At 39.1% G+C, this 15919-nt stretch carries 8 protein-coding genes and 1 CRISPR repeat array (1 of these 9 running past the window's edge); of the genes, 2 read left to right on the forward strand and 6 right to left on the reverse strand.

The window, feature by feature from the left end:
- Positions 1-59: 59 nt before the first annotated feature.
- Together NSU19_RS17115 and NSU19_RS17120 are read right to left on the reverse strand one after the other, a co-directional pair.
- Positions 60-257 carry a hypothetical protein gene (locus tag NSU19_RS17115; RefSeq protein ID WP_339197599.1) on the reverse strand — a complete coding sequence of 66 codons (198 nt, stop codon included), beginning with the start codon at positions 255-257 and terminating at the stop codon, positions 60-62.
- The gene (locus NSU19_RS17120; protein WP_063386832.1) at positions 242-1417 is read right to left on the reverse strand and encodes an acetyl-CoA C-acetyltransferase; all 1176 of its coding nucleotides are present in this window, start codon (positions 1415-1417) and stop codon (positions 242-244) included. The genes NSU19_RS17115 and NSU19_RS17120 overlap by 16 nt, the downstream gene beginning before the upstream one ends.
- Before the next feature lie 1100 nt (positions 1418-2517).
- Here NSU19_RS17120 and NSU19_RS17125 point away from each other — a divergent pair.
- Positions 2518-3696 (forward strand): M20 family metallopeptidase, encoded by a 1179-nt coding sequence (locus tag NSU19_RS17125; RefSeq protein ID WP_339197602.1) that lies wholly within the window; start codon positions 2518-2520, stop codon positions 3694-3696.
- 343 nt (positions 3697-4039) lie between these two features.
- Here the strand turns inward: NSU19_RS17125 and NSU19_RS17130 are convergent, their stop codons facing one another.
- From NSU19_RS17130 to NSU19_RS17140, 3 genes are read right to left on the reverse strand one after another with little or no spacing between them, the layout of a single operon-like run.
- Positions 4040-5266 carry a cation:proton antiporter gene (locus NSU19_RS17130; RefSeq protein WP_144598418.1) on the reverse strand — a complete coding sequence of 409 codons (1227 nt, stop codon included), beginning with the start codon at positions 5264-5266 and terminating at the stop codon, positions 4040-4042.
- A 9-nt stretch (positions 5267-5275) separates the two neighbouring features.
- Complete coding sequence (locus tag NSU19_RS17135; protein ID WP_066250077.1) at positions 5276-5776, reverse strand: cation:proton antiporter regulatory subunit; 501 nt, start codon at positions 5774-5776, stop codon at positions 5276-5278.
- A gap of 54 nt (positions 5777-5830) precedes the next feature.
- Positions 5831-6397: a tyrosine-type recombinase/integrase gene (locus tag NSU19_RS17140; RefSeq protein ID WP_130157422.1), complete on the reverse strand. Its 567-nt coding sequence runs from the start codon at positions 6395-6397 to the stop codon at positions 5831-5833.
- 665 nt (positions 6398-7062) lie between these two features.
- Between NSU19_RS17140 and NSU19_RS17145 the strand changes: the two genes are divergently transcribed.
- Positions 7063-7392, forward strand: coding sequence for a CHY zinc finger protein (locus tag NSU19_RS17145; protein ID WP_066250083.1), 330 nt, complete (start codon positions 7063-7065; stop codon positions 7390-7392).
- Between the two features lie 115 nt (positions 7393-7507).
- Here the strand turns inward: NSU19_RS17145 and NSU19_RS17150 are convergent, their stop codons facing one another.
- Positions 7508-9211, reverse strand: a complete 1704-nt coding sequence (locus NSU19_RS17150; protein WP_327848742.1) for a HAMP domain-containing methyl-accepting chemotaxis protein — start codon at positions 9209-9211, stop codon at positions 7508-7510.
- A gap of 626 nt (positions 9212-9837) precedes the next feature.
- A CRISPR array of direct repeats spans positions 9838-15919; the repeat unit is 32 nt; unit sequence ATTTCAATCCACGCATCCATAAAGGATGCGAC; it runs 392 nt beyond the window's last position.

Consider the following 15919-nt stretch of genomic DNA (forward strand, 5'->3'; position numbering starts at 1 on the left):
CAGCTTCAACAGCAGCTGAACATTTCATACCTATTTACTTATCATCAACCCTCTTATAATCAAAAAGCTGCAGAGACTGCTTCAATAATATGTTCTGCATCAGAAGTTGACATCCGATACAGTTGCCCCATTTTTCTTTTGAAATCGCCTTGCCGCATGGAAACAAATAAGGCTTGATCCGACAATATATTTAACCCGTTATTTTCTCGTGTAGCCGAAGCATTCAATTTTTTCTGCGGATTTACAGCGCTTCCCAAACAGCGGCGATTCCTTGTCCTCCGCCAATACATGCAGATACAGCGCCATATTTTTTGTTTCGCCTTTTTAATTCATAAATAAGAGTTGTCGTGATTCTTGTTCCGCTTGCAGCAAGAGGATGTCCTAGCGCAACGGCTCCCCCATTTACATTACCTATTTCAAGATCAAAGCCTAATTCTTTTTGGCATGCTAAATATTGAGCAGAGAAAGCTTCATTGATTTCAATTAAGTCCAAATCAGAAATCGTTAAATTTGCTTTCTTTAATGCATTTTGAATAGCAGGAACCGGACCGATCCCCATATACTTCGGTTCTACTCCTACAACATCCCAGGAAACAAGGCGGGCAATCGGTTTTAACCCCTTTTCTTCTGCATAATCACTTGATGCAATGACAACAGCTGCTGCTCCATCAACCATACCGCTTGCATTTCCCGGCGTGACAACACCATTTTCAATAAATCTAGGCTTTAATTTACTAAGCTGCTCCATGCTCGTATGGCGGATATGTTCATCTTGATCAATAATGATGTCTCCTTTTTTCCCTTTCACAGTAACCGGTACAATTTCTTCTTTAAAATACCCTTTTTCTCTCGCTGCAATCGCACGCTCATGGCTAGATAAAGCATGACGGTCAATTTCTTCCCTCGTTAAATTATATTTGACAGCTAAATTTTCAGCTGTTTCAGCCATTGTGCAGCCGCCATACGTATCATATAGTCCATCCCATAACCAGTCTTCTACAACAGGCGAACCTAGAGGACTTCCCCATCTCATACCGCGAATGACATGCGGTACTTGACTCATATTTTCCGTGCCGCCAGCCAGCACAACATTTGCTTCTCCCGTTAAAATGTAGCGGGCGCCTGTTAGGATTGCTTCAATCCCCGTCCCGCATAAACGATTAATCGTTACGGCAGGAACTTCAATCGGGGTGCCGGCTTTTAATCCAACATGTCTTGCTAAAATGTGTGCATCTCTACTTGATTGCTGAACGTTTCCAAACACAACATGATCAATTTCATCAGGCGAAATATTAGATTTTCGAATAGCTTCTTTAGCCGCAAATGCACCTAAATCAGTCGCAGTAGTGTTTCGAAATGATCCAGATATTTCAGCAAATGCCGTTCTTGCTCCTTCCAGCAAAACGATATCTTTCATTTTATTCACTCCTCTAAACATTTCGGTATTCCAACAGTTCCTTTGCATGTATCAAATATTTCTGATGCGTTAGTGTATAAAAAAACGTTTTCATTTATCAGAATAATGAAAATTATTTACACGCTCATTATAAAATTACGAAAATTAAATAACAATGTTAAAAATACTTAAAAATCAAAGGAGAATTCAGCAAATTTGCGTATAGATGAACTAAACGTCAGGTAAAAACGTTTTTTCAAAAACAACCGCTGGATTGTTAATAAGGTAAAAAATGGAATGATGTCAAAATAAGTTGGGGTGAATATTTTCGATCATTTGATGAAAGTATGATGGTTTAGTATTGGATCTTGAAGAATTAGAGATACATTATATTCTAGAAAAAAAGAATTAATTATTAAACCACTCTGGAATGTACAATTTAAAAATGGTAGAAACCCGGAAAAGAAGATGGCAGCTTATCTTATGGTACTAATCCGGACGTGTTGTTTTTAAAAACCAATCATCGAATATTACATTTCTCGCTTTAAGAAAAGGACAGGTCATTTTTATGTACGAACGTTCTGGTTGTTCGATTATTTTTATGGCGCTTTCTTTATATCCCTTTTCCAGCTTGGTTCTTTCGTTTTGAGCAATAGCGAACTTTTCATGAGTTAACCTCTTTTGTTTCTACTAGAGTTCTATATAGAGACAGCGAATACATTCTTAAATGGTTCTGTAAAATATAAATAAATGAAAAATTTTACTTGGTGTGACAAAAAAAGGGAGGTAAAATGAATATTAAGTAATTGCAATATATTGTATAGGTTTAATAAAGAATTGGTGATTAAAATATTTAACCATACCTAAAAAAGCAGTTTTCGTACTTCTAAAGAAGCGAAATATTAAAAAATTTAAAGAAAATAATACGTGATGAAGCCTTTTTTGGTTGGATTAGAAGTAAAGACGAGTTTTATCTAACGCTGCTAAAGAGTTACTTTTGATCTTAAAACTCAGCTTACTTCTCTTCCCAGCTAGACTACTAGATACTTCATATTTCTGATGATGATTTAACAGCTTTTAATCGAAAAAAAGGATCATTATTTTTGAAAGAAGGTGCGAAAATGATTAAAGAGCTTCATCGTTCTTTAATGGAACAATTCGAACTATTGGTTTCGTGGAGAAGATATTTGCATCGGCATCCTGAGCTTTCTTTCCAAGAAGAAAATACACCAAAATTTATTGCAGAGAAGCTTTCCTCCTTTGGGATTGAGGTAAAAACCGGTATCGGCGGAAATGGAGTTATCGGAATGATCAAGGGCGGAAAAGAAGGAAAAACCATTGCCTTCCGCGCTGATTTTGATGCGCTTCCGATCCATGAAGAGAACGACTCTCCTTACAGATCGTCCGTAAAAGGAGTTATGCATGCCTGCGGCCACGACGGGCATACAGCAGCTCTCCTCGGGGTTGCAAAAGTATTAAGTGAAATCGATCGCAGCCGTTTAAAAGGCAACATCGTATTCATCTTTCAGCACGCGGAGGAAAAACCGCCCGGCGGCGCCAAGTTTATGATTGAAGATGGATGCCTAGACGATGTTGACCTTGTATTTGGCGCACATGTTTCCACTGATATTCCGTACGGCAAAATAGGCTTACGAGAAGGACCCGTTATGGCTGCTGTCGATGCATTTACGATTCAAATAAAAGGAAAAGGAGGCCATGGGGCCCGTCCGCATGAAACAGTAGATGCTCTTGTCATCGGCAGCCAAATTGTGAACTACTTGCAGCAAATTGTCAGCAGACGCGTGAATCCGATAGATTCAGCTGTTGTGACAGTTGGTGTGTTTCAAGCAGGAACAGCTTTCAATGTCATTGCAGAAAACGCTAGAATAGAAGGGACAGTAAGAACATTTAATCCAAACGTTAGGAAGCAAATTGAGGAAGAGATCAGAGCGATTGTTCAAGGGCTATGCCAAGCTTCGCACGCAAGCTACGAAATTGATTATTTAAACGGCTATCCTCCAGTTATCAATCCTAGAAATGAAACCGAACAATTGCGAGCCATTATTAGCGAGACGTATGCATCTGACTGTTTTTATAATTATCAGCCGTCAATGGGAGCTGAAGATTTTGCATACTACTTAAAGCATAAACCAGGTGTTTATTTTCATGTCGGTGCAAGAGGAGACGATCCAAAAACTCATTATCCTCATCACCATCCCCGCTTTGACTTTGACGAGCGTGCGCTTCTCGTCTCAGGGAAAATATTTTTAAGTATTGTCAATCATTATCTTTTACAATAAAAAATGATGTCAATTAAAAGTGGTGCAACAAATTCGAAATGTACATTGAAACAACAACAATGATGATTTTATGTAGCGAAACTGTCAACAAGCAAATGCACATTCTGTTCAGCCGCTTCGATCCATACGTTAAAGAAACGCAAACAAAAAATGCGAAATTTTGTACGCAAAGTAATAGTTTACAAGGAAATGCAGGTTTTCTGTTATAAGGAGAAAACCTGCATTTTCAATAAATTTTTGAAAACAGCTTACGTACATTTTTCGCGTTTTATTTCTATATTTCTTGAGAGATGTTTTTGGTGTATAATAATGTTCATTGAGCTTAAAATTTCCCATTGGCGAGCTACTCGCCTGGGACTTTTATTTTTTTCTTTTCCGGTGTGTTACTCCATTTGAAAATCTTATTTAAAAACTTGTAAATATTTTTGCTTTCTTTCGCAAGTAGCGGTCCTACGATCGCTAAAATAAGAACATAAAGGGCAGTAAAAGGAGTTAAAATGGGATTTAATCCTGCTGTAATCCCTAAATTTGCAACAATGATCGAAAATTCTCCACGAGCCATAATGGTTAAACCAATATTGGTAGAAGCTTTATGGGATAGCCCCGCTTTCCTCCCCGAAATCATACCAGCTACAAAGTTCCCAGCAATTGTGAGTGCGGCAGCGCCTAAAGCTAACCAGATCGCACCAGCTAATGTTGATGGATCAATACTCAATCCAAAGCTGAAAAAGAAGATTGCGCCAAAGAAATCTCTAAACGGAACTACCATATGTTCAATGCGGTCTCGATAGTCAGTTTCTGAAAAAACTAGACCTAACAGCAATGCGCCAATCGCTTCTGCAACATGAAGGGTTTCTGAAAACCCAGCAACAAAAAACAATGTAGCAAATATAACAATAATGAAAATTTCGTCAGATTTAATATTCAACCATTTATTTAATAAAGGCGAACCTTTTCGTGCAATGAAAAAAAACAGCAGCATATAGCCAACCGAAATAAGAACAGAGGTAATGATACCGAGGACAGAAGTAGAGCCGGCAAGCAAGACACCTGACATTGTGGTTAAAAATAAAGCAAGAAAAATGTCGTCAAATAAGATGATCCCAAGGATTAACTCTGTTTCTGGATTTGCTGTTCTTTTTAAATCAACAAGGACTTTGGCGACGATTGCACTGGAAGACACGCTGACAAGCCCAGCAATAATAAGAGTCTCCATCCATGGCATCCCGACGATAAATCCATATAAAAGGCCTAAAACAAAATTGATTGCTACATAAAGACTCCCGCCTACCACAATATTTCGGCCTGATTTCATCAATTTTCCAACAGAAAATTCCAAACCTAAATAAAAAAGCAAAAACAGAACACCAATGCGTCCTAAAAATTGGATAATTTCTTTACTTTCAATAAAGGTTAAGTCGATAATCCCAATCGTTGGGGCATGCGGGCCAACAAGCATACCTAGGACAATCAGGAAAGGGATAATGGAAAATTTAAGCTTATTTGCGATAATAGCTGCAATTGCAACAAGGACAAGTGCTGTACCAACTTCAAAGACTAAATGATCCATCTATAAACCTCACTCCTTTCCTTTGTTCGATAATAAGTTGTTAACTAGTTGTTTTAGTTGGTTTCGTTCTCCTGAAATTACTAATGTATCGCCTGCCTCAATCACCGTATCCGGACCTGGGTTGTGTGTCTTCTTTGTCTTTTTTTTCTTAATAGCAATGACCGTAACTCCATAATTGTTTCTTATATCAATCTCACCGATCGTTTTATTCACAACTGGTGCACCAGGTTCTACTTGATACCATTCAATAATTAAATCATCAAACGCAAAGTCAACGGTTTCTAATGCTTTAGGTTTATATGCCATTCCGCCTAAAATTCCAGCAATTTGTCTTGCTTCTGAGTCATCAAATGTGGCAGTACTTAAAACCTCATCATGATCATCTGAATCAAAATGATAAATTTCTCTCCGTCCATCATCATGGATGACAATAACAAGCTTATCTTGGTTCTTTGTAATAATTTCAAACTTATATCCAATTCCCGGAAGTTCACTTTCTCTAATATTCATGTAAAAATTCCTCCTTATAAATGTTTTAAATGAATGGATTAAGGTTGTTGAATATTAAAGGTTTACATCAATTTCCGTTCTAATTTTTTCATCTTTCGAAATTCCTAGATATTTGAGTGTTTCAGAAGGAGACGAATGGTGAAAATATTTCTGAAGCAAAGAAATGGCGACTCCTCGTTTATAGGCATGAAATCCAAAGGTTTTACGCATAGAGTTCGTTCCAATTTTCCCTTGTATGCCGACCGCTTCTGCGGCACGATGGATAATGCGGTAAGCCTGTTGACGCGTGATGGGCTTTTTCGTTTTCGCGGACTGGAATAAATAATCTTCGCGGTTCAATTGTCTCGATTGGATATAGTGGAGAATCGCCCTTTTTACTTTTTGGTTGAGATACACTTCCTTAGTCGTTTTAGATTCTTTATGTGGAAGCAGATAAAAATCCTTTATGTAGCCGTCATCCCCCAAAACATCTCCTACTTTTATTTCCAATATTTCTGTGATCTTTAAACCGGTATTGATGCCAAACACAAAGAGTACATAATCTCGCTCTGAATGCTTTTTTAAATATCTTTTCATGGCATTGATTTGTTTTATATCTCTTAGAGCTTCAACATATTCCATATAGTTATTCCCCTTAATCCACGTTACTTAATACTATTATATACTATTATTATGTAACACGCAAACAAAGCTTTGGATTTTAAGACGAAAATAAGGGATAAGGTAAACAAACTGTTTTTTTTATGTTTAGCATGTTTAGCAGTTCTGTTATTCCTAAAAAAGAGGAATTTTAATATGTAATCCTGCCCGTTTCAAGCCTTCTTTAAACAATTTTGCATACAGTATTTTCTTTATTCCATTTCATAGGAAACAATTTAGGTACCTGCTTTAAATCTTGCACTTTTATGAATTTCGCTTGAACCTCATCGCTTCCCAAATTTCGAACTGCACCTTTGTCCTTTTGCGGCATGCCCTAAGCCCATATTGTGCGCCATTAAAATAATCGTTTTTGCTCAATATCACAAAATCATCAAGAAAAGACTGATCTATTTCTAGAAAATCGGCTTATTGACGCCCCCATTAATGTTTTAGAAACGTTGATATATCGGTGTTTATGATTTTTTGTTTTCAATGGCGATTTGACTTTCTAAGACAGCCTCCAAAGTCATCACAACCAAGCACAATTGAAAGAAACAGTTATGCTATACTTTTATATAAAAAAATGACGATTTTTCGTTCTGTTTGTGGCACATGATAAAGACGTTTTGAACTGGGGTGAAAAGCCAATGCACATAAATGGAATAGAAGTGAAAGGTAAAGTTGTCGACAGACAATCTCGTTGCAAGCATTACCATAAAGATGTGGATATTATTGCAATCAAATTTTATTGCTGCCAGACTTATTATCCATGTCATAAATGCCATGAGGAAGAGGGATGCGGAAATCCACAAGTTTGGCCCAAAGCCTTGTTTGATGAGAAGGCGATTTTATGCGGCCATTGCGGGAAAGAATTGACTATTAATGAGTATTTGCACAGTGCATATCAATGCCCGAACTGCAATGCGCAGTTTAATCCAGGCTGTGGACTTCACCGTCATTATTATTTTGAAACTTAAAAAATTCATTTCAAAACGCATTACAAAAAGCCATTTCAAACTTACATTTATCAAAGTTTGAAATGGCCCTCATTTTTTAAAATAGACGTGTGTTACATACAATCTCAAAAACTAACTAAATTTTAAACTGCTGTATTAATCGATCAAAATCCATTGCTTCTTTATCCAAATGTTTTGCTGAATTTGCTACTTCCTTCATAGAAGAATTAGACTGTTCAGCAGTAGCTGTCACCTCTTCTATTCCAGCTGCAGATTCTTCTGATACAGATGCAATACTTTCAATGGATTCTCCCATTTTTTTCGTATTGTCAAGAACACTGTTAATCGATTCTGACATACCGCGAATTTTATGCGAGACTTTTTTAATGGTCTCTTTTAGTTCATTAAAGATATCACCTGTTTTGGAAATAGTTTCCGTACCTTCTGCTACGTTTCTATAGCCATCCTCCAATGAAATAACAACATTTTTAGATTCAGTTTGAATGCCTTGAATGATAGAAGTAATTTCCGAAACAGAGGAAGCTACCTGTTCTGCAAGCTTGCGCACTTCATCAGCGACAACTGCAAAACCCTTTCCATGTTCTCCTGCTCTCGCAGCCTCAATCGCAGCATTCAACGCTAAAAGGTTTGTTTGATCGGCAATTTCTTGTATGACGTTAATTAATTTGGCAATATCGTTTGTTTTTGTATCTAACCCTTTTACCATTGCGAGTGAACCTTGAATTTTCGCATCAATTGATTCCATTTTTTCGATCGATTTTATCATTGCCTGACTGCCATCCTCCGTCAGCGTAAGCATGGAGTCTGAAAACGTCTGCACTTCTTGTTGATTTTTTAATACATTTGTTACGATCGATTCAAATTCATTCATCTGTTCTAATAGCTCTGATGCAGAGTTCGCTTGTTCTTCAGCACCGCTTGATAATTCCTGCATGGTAGAAGCAATCTGTTGGCTGCCTTGCTGAACCTCTTCGGAATATTGTGACAGCGTTCTGCTTTGTTTGCTTAAATTGCCTGAAACATTTGTCATATGTCCAATAATCTGATGCAAGTTTCCTTTCATTTTATTCATAGCATTGATTAATTGGCCGATTTCGTCTTTACCGTCATAAATGACTGCATGACCTTGCAGGTTCCCGTCTGCGATTTGATTCGCCATTTTTACTGCTACAAGTAAATTTTTCCTTATCGTCCGCGTAATAAGGAAAACCACTGTTACCCCAAGAACGATTGATAAAAGGACAGATAAAACCAATATGAGTAGGCTGTGCTGCATAACATTGAATGTTTGATTGACAGCTACAATGCGTTCTTCATCTACGGCCTTTGTCAATTGATCTAGCTGAGCAACTGTTTCTGTACGCAATTCAGCGATTTGTTCTCTTAACTTGCCGATTTCTTCCTTGTTTCCACCCTTCAAAGCCGGAACTAGCTGGTTTAAAAACAGATCATTAATCATTTCCTTGTTTGTTTCAATATTTGCTAATAAATCCCGTTGATTTTTAGTCTCCAGTTGAGACTCTATTCCCTTCTTTTTGTCTTCATACTCCTGCATACGATCATTAAACTCTTGCAAGTTTTTTTCATCCATTGTATTTATATAATCGGCCACTCGTATGTCAGCAGCTCTGAAAAGCGAAGCCATTTCTGTTATATGTACAGCCTTTTCTCCTCTACGGTCAATTTGTTCAATGTTGTTTTTTATTTGAAAAAATTGGTTTCCTATAATAATAGACGCTATAATAAATAATCCCACTGTTACGATCAAACCAATTGAATATTTCCAGCCAATATTTAAATTTTTATACATCCGTATCATAATAATCCCCCTCGTACCTTCTTATGTAACTTTTTTTCTTTTTCTAGTTGGAGGTTACACATCGGCAAAGAACGTATGGAATCACTAAAATGAAAGCGGCAAAGCAGGAAGCTATTTGAATATAGCTGTTGCAAAAGAGCCGGAAAATACTAAAAAGAAAGCAGGTAAGCCAGAAAGCACTTAAGCTGCCGCATAACCAAAAATCTTTCTATTTTTAGCACCGACTAAAATATAAAAACAACCATTTCGGGAAAAATGCAATATAAAATCTTTCCGAATGGCATCACGAATAAGAAGCAAGCCGAATGCTAACCAAATAGATAAAATATTTTTCCTTTAGAAGCTTATATTCATTATCGTCTCACCGCTTTTTCAAGCCATTGGAAACTCCCCCTAAACCAGCCTCTGATTCATGCAATGCTAATTTCTCTTGCATTATGACAAAAGCACTAGTATATGTTTCATTTTAAACCTTTACAAAAATATTTTCATTAAAAAACTTAAGGATTACAACAAACTTGGGCAATAAGGCACTCAACACAAATTATTGTGAAATTTCAATCTCTTCACATATCTAAAAAGATGTGACAATTCAGACATGTATAAAGCAAAGGGGGATATGGAGTATTTTAACCCACGCATCCGTATTGGATGCGACTCAATGTTTTATCTAAACTAAGTGGGATATAAAGATTTCAATCCACGCATCCATAAAGGATGCGACGGCACGTTGGGGCCGAAACGGACAGCATATTATTATTTCAATCCACGCATCCATAAAGGATGCGACGGCGTAATATTGCGTTTTTAAAAGTAAAAATTGGATTTCAATCCACGCATCCATAAAGGATGCGACGAGCACGTATGGTTTGAAGATGAAATGATTAGTTATATTTCAATCCACGCATCCATAAAGGATGCGACTTTTTCGGAGACAAACCTATTCAAGATATTATTAATTTCAATCCACGCATCCATAAAGGATGCGACATGCGCATTGTATCAAATTTGTCGAAAAATAAAGATTTCAATCCACGCATCCATAAAGGATGCGACTCTGTATCGATAGGATTCCCCATAAATTCTTGTGAATTTCAATCCACGCATCCATAAAGGATGCGACCTTCACCATCCCATTGCGACCACTTCTCGAGTAAATTTCAATCCACGCATCCATAAAGGATGCGACCAGAGTTGTCAAAAATCGTAAAACAAAAAATTAATATTTCAATCCACGCATCCATAAAGGATGCGACGTTTTTAGTATTCGGGTTCGTTATACCTTTTTTATTTCAATCCACGCATCCATAAAGGATGCGACTACAATAAGCCGAGCACAAAATCAGTAGCATATCAATTTCAATCCACGCATCCATAAAGGATGCGACTGCTTCTTGCTTTTTAGTTTCAGAGACAATATCGATTTCAATCCACGCATCCATAAAGGATGCGACAAGGACGTCGAGGCATACCTCAAAGACAAAAAAATTTCAATCCACGCATCCATAAAGGATGCGACCTTTATGCCCAGTCTTATTGTCCTTTCTAAGTTTAATTTCAATCCACGCATCCATAAAGGATGCGACCTTTATGCCCAGTCTTATTGTCCTTTCTAAGTTTAATTTCAATCCACGCATCCATAAAGGATGCGACATCAACCCAAGGCTTAGTCTCATTTAATACTAGATATTTCAATCCACGCATCCATAAAGGATGCGACTTACTGTCAGTTGCGTTTCGCCCTGCGCATTTTTATTTCAATCCACGCATCCATAAAGGATGCGACTTTCGGCAGTCAGCTTGCCCCACCAAGCTGTTGATTTCAATCCACGCATCCATAAAGGATGCGACATTTAAAGATCTTACTAATGTTTTCTTCCGTTATCGATTTCAATCCACGCATCCATAAAGGATGCGACGTCGGGTATCGTCCGTGGCATTTGGATGTAGTGAAAATTTCAATCCACGCATCCATAAAGGATGCGACGTCGGGTATCGTCCGTGGCATTTGGATGTAGTGAAAATTTCAATCCACGCATCCATAAAGGATGCGACATAAGTTCGGCGATTGGCTTGATACAAAACAAAAATTTCAATCCACGCATCCATAAAGGATGCGACTGAGCATTTGCTGAATTTTTTGTCGGAAAGGATATTTCAATCCACGCATCCATAAAGGATGCGACGAAACAGACCGTCTTGCAGCTAAGCTGGATTATTTATTTCAATCCACGCATCCATAAAGGATGCGACGACAGCGCAAGAACTCAATAAGTTAAAGCAAGAAATTTCAATCCACGCATCCATAAAGGATGCGACTTTGTCCAGCCTTTTATGTTCTTCGTTATGACATTATTTCAATCCACGCATCCATAAAGGATGCGACATAGCCGTTTTGTTTAATCGATCTTGATACTGTATATTTCAATCCACGCATCCATAAAGGATGCGACGCCGATGTTTATTTGCACGTATCACGAAAACAGATTTCAATCCACGCATCCATAAAGGATGCGACGGAAACGATTTAACGGTAACTCGTGGATATGCCGATTTCAATCCACGCATCCATAAAGGATGCGACGTTTTTCACTTCTTCCGCTTCTTGCGCCTTCTTTTATTTCAATCCACGCATCCATAAAGGATGCGACATCACAATCCTGATCATGCCTATACGGATCCGTTATTTCAATCCACGCATCCATAAAGGATGCGACTTTAGGAGGACTTACTCAGTATATTCAACCACGAGATTTCAATCCACGCATCCATAAAGGATGCGACGTCATCAATACTACGACAAATACAAACGCAATAAAATTTCAATCCACGCATCCATAAAGGATGCGACCACAGCTGACTGTCCCCACGATCGGGAGTTTGGTATTTCAATCCACGCATCCATAAAGGATGCGACACTGAAGAAATCGCCAATCCCATTCGCATAACCAGATTTCAATCCACGCATCCATAAAGGATGCGACCTGACCTTCTTATATATAACTTCACCGTTTACAAATTTCAATCCACGCATCCATAAAGGATGCGACGTTCCGGGAGCGCTCAAAAAAGCTATCGATATTTTATTTCAATCCACGCATCCATAAAGGATGCGACGGCCATTGTGCAACCGAGATTAGACAGCATTTCCATTTCAATCCACGCATCCATAAAGGATGCGACAAAACTGGGCAATTGAAGGCTTTTTATGACCATGATTTCAATCCACGCATCCATAAAGGATGCGACCTGTTTCAGCATTAGACATTCTAGTTTCTAACGCTATTTCAATCCACGCATCCATAAAGGATGCGACTCTTCCCAAAATTCATCTTCATCTATAACATCAAATTTCAATCCACGCATCCATAAAGGATGCGACAGCGCTTAACCATGGATGGGATTGCAGAGGCGTTATTTCAATCCACGCATCCATAAAGGATGCGACGGTGTAGTCCGCACACGTTCCGTCACACTTTCGCATTTCAATCCACGCATCCATAAAGGATGCGACCTATTTGTACTTGTTAAGATACCGTAACAATGATATTTCAATCCACGCATCCATAAAGGATGCGACAAAATCCAAATCTCATCTATCCTGGGCAAAAGTTATTTCAATCCACGCATCCATAAAGGATGCGACCTGAATCTCTCAAACGAACTGTTTGACAATGTTTCAATTTCAATCCACGCATCCATAAAGGATGCGACTCTTTTAGATGTTCAATATACTGATCTTTGTTTTATTTCAATCCACGCATCCATAAAGGATGCGACTTTATGGAATATTGCGTATCGGCCGTCATAATGGGATTTCAATCCACGCATCCATAAAGGATGCGACGCGAATGATTTAGAAAAAATCGATACAGCCGTTACAATTTCAATCCACGCATCCATAAAGGATGCGACGTAAACGCCAGGTAAAAACTTCTCAATCGCTTGGTATTTCAATCCACGCATCCATAAAGGATGCGACTGAATATCTCAAACTGCCCAAACGTGAACAAGATATTTCAATCCACGCATCCATAAAGGATGCGACATCGTTGGCTCGTTTGCACACCATCTGTAAGGCTTATTTCAATCCACGCATCCATAAAGGATGCGACGCCCTTGCTGGGTTGGTTGAATAGATTCAATATTAATTTCAATCCACGCATCCATAAAGGATGCGACAGCACGTTGGGGACGAAACGGACAGCATATCATCATTTCAATCCACGCATCCATAAAGGATGCGACCTGATCAATTTTCAATAGGAGGGATTGACGAATATTTCAATCCACGCATCCATAAAGGATGCGACGTATCTACAGTCAACTCAAACAATAAATCGCGAAGATTTCAATCCACGCATCCATAAAGGATGCGACTCCAATGCATTTTCGAGTAAAGCCTGCACCTGTATTTCAATCCACGCATCCATAAAGGATGCGACTTCTGTCGGCAGTACAACATACATCAAGCAATAATTTCAATCCACGCATCCATAAAGGATGCGACCAGATACGCCGGTGAACCGTTTGCCGTCTTTTACAATTTCAATCCACGCATCCATAAAGGATGCGACCATATCGAATATTTTTCCATCTTTTTTAACTATATTTCAATCCACGCATCCATAAAGGATGCGACGCGATCGGATACTACAAACGCAAGAACAATAAACATTTCAATCCACGCATCCATAAAGGATGCGACGATGTTGACTACTAAAGCGCTCGAATACGCACAAATTTCAATCCACGCATCCATAAAGGATGCGACACTTTCTTGCACATTCTTTGCATTGATTCATCCGTGATTTCAATCCACGCATCCATAAAGGATGCGACTGTTAAAGCCGGCGGAAAAAACCGCAAAAATGATGATTTCAATCCACGCATCCATAAAGGATGCGACGCGTACAAAATTTCGGACAGTCCGTGCAAAAAATTATTTCAATCCACGCATCCATAAAGGATGCGACGCTAATACCGAGCCAAGCCCGACCGGAAACGGCGGATTTCAATCCACGCATCCATAAAGGATGCGACGTTTTTTCACGATTTCATCTACTTTCGATTGTGATTTCAATCCACGCATCCATAAAGGATGCGACATGTAACTGTAATATTTGTAGCGTCGACGGTAACATTTCAATCCACGCATCCATAAAGGATGCGACGCGTTTTTTCACGATTTCATCTACTTTCGATTGTGATTTCAATCCACGCATCCATAAAGGATGCGACGGAGTGAAGGCGAGACAAACGATCTTCAACTGGCATTTCAATCCACGCATCCATAAAGGATGCGACCTAAACGTTATCAATCGAACATACAGACGGCAGTTATTTCAATCCACGCATCCATAAAGGATGCGACCGCCCAACCTGTTGTTGTCGCCATCTGATCCCAAAATTTCAATCCACGCATCCATAAAGGATGCGACGTTCTGTCGGCAGTACAACATACATCAAGCGATAATTTCAATCCACGCATCCATAAAGGATGCGACCGTTCGTTCGTTTCAAATGTTTTTTCAAACATACATTTCAATCCACGCATCCATAAAGGATGCGACCAAAGCGCGTCCCAGTCACCTGTAAACAACGCAGAATTTCAATCCACGCATCCATAAAGGATGCGACCTTTGACTGTTTCCAAACTAGAAAAACAGCTTGGATTTCAATCCACGCATCCATAAAGGATGCGACGACTTGCTCCTAAATCTAGCAATTTCCCGAAAATATTTCAATCCACGCATCCATAAAGGATGCGACCACATCGTCCAACGAATAGACGTTGCGGTTGACGATTTCAATCCACGCATCCATAAAGGATGCGACAACGTGGCTTAGCGGATTAATACAACGCTTTAATATTTCAATCCACGCATCCATAAAGGATGCGACCGGTGTGCAAGAGATGAAAACGCTGGGTGACGCAATATTTCAATCCACGCATCCATAAAGGATGCGACGGAAATACAGCAAATCGATGCAGGGCCGGTGAATATTTCAATCCACGCATCCATAAAGGATGCGACGTTGGATACAAGGATTACTTTTATGTAGGACTTGGGGAATTTCAATCCACGCATCCATAAAGGATGCGACACCGTCGACATCAAGATATCAGAGATTTCATCGAAATTTCAATCCACGCATCCATAAAGGATGCGACTTGAATTCGGGAAAGACCTGATCGGGATTGAACGATTTCAATCCACGCATCCATAAAGGATGCGACTGCCGTTGGGTCTTATCGCGGGCATTCAACGAATATTTCAATCCACGCATCCATAAAGGATGCGACCGGTGACGGTGACGTAAACTATCATTTAATCGATATTTCAATCCACGCATCCATAAAGGATGCGACGTCGTTAGTTTATCGCCAATTCTCGACATGGACATTTCAATCCACGCATCCATAAAGGATGCGACATCTTTTAAAATTGGAACAACGTAGCTAGAACATTATTTCAATCCACGCATCCATAAAGGATGCGACGATGAACTATTCGGCAAAAACGCTAAATTCGCAATTTCAATCCACGCATCCATAAAGGATGCGACTGGGATACCCCATATGACGTCGCCAACAGTCCGAATTTCAATCCACGCATCCATAAAGGATGCGACGGATATGGGCCCGAACGTGAAGATGGCACAAGATTATTTCAATCCACGCATCCATAAAGGATGCGACTTTCC

Origin of the sequence: Aeribacillus sp. FSL k6-2211 (assembly GCF_037966125.1) — a bacterium.
Taxonomy (GTDB): Bacteria; Bacillota; Bacilli; order Bacillales; family Aeribacillaceae; genus Aeribacillus; species Aeribacillus composti.

Excerpts from the sequence above, each read along its gene's own strand:
- NSU19_RS17130 (WP_144598418.1), bottom strand. The coding sequence starts at position 5,266 with ATGGATCATTTAGTCTTTGAAGTTGGTACAGCACTTGTCCTTGTTGCA.
- NSU19_RS17125 (WP_339197602.1), top strand. The coding sequence starts at position 2,518 with ATGATTAAAGAGCTTCATCGTTCTTTAATGGAACAATTCGAACTATTG.
- NSU19_RS17135 (WP_066250077.1), bottom strand. The coding sequence starts at position 5,776 with ATGAATATTAGAGAAAGTGAACTTCCGGGAATTGGATATAAGTTTGAA.
- NSU19_RS17145 (WP_066250083.1), top strand. The coding sequence starts at position 7,063 with ATGCACATAAATGGAATAGAAGTGAAAGGTAAAGTTGTCGACAGACAA.
- NSU19_RS17150 (WP_327848742.1), bottom strand. The coding sequence starts at position 9,211 with ATGATACGGATGTATAAAAATTTAAATATTGGCTGGAAATATTCAATT.
- NSU19_RS17120 (WP_063386832.1), bottom strand. The coding sequence starts at position 1,417 with ATGAAAGATATCGTTTTGCTGGAAGGAGCAAGAACGGCATTTGCTGAA.
- NSU19_RS17140 (WP_130157422.1), bottom strand. The coding sequence starts at position 6,397 with ATGGAATATGTTGAAGCTCTAAGAGATATAAAACAAATCAATGCCATG.